This is a genomic window from Neisseria sp. HMSC055H02 (assembly GCF_001813335.1).
Classification (GTDB): Bacteria; Pseudomonadota; Gammaproteobacteria; order Burkholderiales; family Neisseriaceae; genus Neisseria; species Neisseria sicca_C.
Genome location: NZ_KV812070.1, coordinates 18,503 through 19,762, shown reverse-complemented (window position 1 = coordinate 19,762; position 1,260 = coordinate 18,503). Strand labels below are relative to the sequence as shown.

Here is a 1,260-nt window from a genome sequence, read left to right as displayed (position 1 = left end):
CTGATTTCCAAGTTTTCAGACGACCTTTTGAGCTGATGATACGGTAAAAATCAGTCTTTCAGCATGGCGGCGCCGAACGTACCGCTCTTGCCTTCGCTCGGATGGTCGAAGCGGCCGGCCATTTCTTCCGCCTGCGGACCCAGGAAAATGCCCGACATACTGTTTTTAGTTGTCCCGTCGACATAAACAAAACGGTTACCGGCGATATTAGCCTGGAGCATTACGGGGTTAAAACGTCCTTCTGCCGAATAAACGCCGCCGGTCAGCGATTTTTCACTAAAATCAACATTGAACAGGGATGAGCCGACAGTGTTGATGTTGGATACGTCATTGTAGAACGCATTGCCTTGGTAGATAGCCGAACCGGTTTGCGGCATGGCTTCGACAGGCGTCATCAGACCTTGGTAGAACACCAGGGATGAATTGAGCTCGCCGTTTTCCTTTTTGCTTCCGTAAAAACCGTAATGGCCGTATTGCAGATGCGTACCGATGGCGCGGATAATTTTGTTATCCGATAAGGACAGCATACCGTTTGCCGCGTCAAATGTTTGTGGCAGCAGGTTGATTTTTTGTCCGTTGACTTCGAGGATATCAGGATTACCCATTCTGTTAATCACTTTGTTATCGGCACCGTCAACCGACAACATGGTGTAAAAACCGCCGATTGATTGCATAGCCGGAGCAACCTCCGCTTTTGGGGTAACTTCTTCAGCGGCTTTATGCTCTGCTTCAGCTTTGGCGGCTTCTTCCGCAGCTTTACGTTCAGCTTCAGCTTTGGCTTTTGCAGCTTTTTCAGCCTCTTCTGCCGCTTTACGTTCCGCTTCGGCTTTAGCTTTAGCGGCTTCTTCAGTGGCTTTGCGCCCGGCTTCTGCTTTAGCTTTGGCTGCTTCTTCAGCAGCTTTACGTTCAGCTTCTGCTTTAGCTTTAGCAGCTTCTTCCGCAGCTTTTCGTTCCGCTTCAGCCTTGGCTTTAGCTTTGGCAGCCTCTTCAGCGGCCTTGCGTTCTTCTTCAGCTTTAACTTTTGCAGCTTCCTCAGCAGCTTTACGTTCAGCTTCGGCTTTAGCTTTGGCTGCTTCTTCAGCGGCTTTGCGTTCAGCTTCGGCTTTAGCTTTGGCTACTTCTTCTGCCGCTTTTCGTTCCGCTTCAGCCTTGGTTTTAGCTTTGGCAGCTTCTTCCGCAGCTTTGCGCTCGGCTTCAGCTTTGGCTTTTGCAGCTTCCTCAGCCGCTTTGCGTTCAGCTTCAGCTTTGGCTTTTGCAGCT

Annotated in this window: 1 protein-coding gene; it reads right to left on the bottom strand. The window is 50.2% G+C overall.

Features of this window, described 5'->3' with window-relative positions; translation table 11 throughout:
* Positions 1-50: 50 nt before the first annotated feature.
* Positions 51-1,260: transferrin-binding protein-like solute binding protein (locus tag HMPREF2907_RS13455; protein ID WP_318258981.1), on the bottom strand; the 1,210-nt coding region annotated here is incomplete at its 5' end.